This window comes from Pseudomonas sp. 2995-3, from assembly GCF_002742565.1.
Taxonomy (GTDB): domain Bacteria; phylum Pseudomonadota; class Gammaproteobacteria; order Pseudomonadales; family Pseudomonadaceae; genus Aquipseudomonas; species Aquipseudomonas edaphica.
Genome location: NZ_LJSB01000188.1, coordinates 1 through 230 on the forward strand (window position 1 = coordinate 1; position 230 = coordinate 230).

General features: G+C 43.0%; 1 protein-coding gene. It reads right to left on the reverse strand.

The window, feature by feature from the left end:
• Positions 1 to 63: 63 nt before the first annotated feature.
• A complete protein-coding gene (gene yjjY, locus AOA62_RS17105) occupies positions 64 to 204 on the reverse strand; it encodes a protein YjjY (protein ID WP_001303782.1) in 141 nt (46 codons plus the stop codon).
• Between the last annotated feature and the right edge of the window lie 26 nt (positions 205 to 230).

The window sequence follows — 230 nt, forward strand, 5'->3', positions numbered from 1 at the left end:
AATTGAACTTGATATATGTCAACGAAGCGTAGTTTTATTGGGTGTCCGGCCCCTCTTAGCCTGTTATGTTGCTGTTAAAATGGTTAGGATGACAGCCGTTTTTGACACTGTCGGGTCCTGAGGGAAAGTACCCACGACCAAGCTAATGATGTTGTTGACGTTGATGGAAAGTGCATCAAGAACGCAATTACGTACTTTAGTCATGTTACGCCGATCATGTTAATTTGCAG

Coding starts and splice junctions, on each gene's coding strand:
- yjjY (WP_001303782.1), bottom strand. CDS start 204: ATGACTAAAGTACGTAATTGCGTTCTTGATGCACTTTCCATCAACGTC.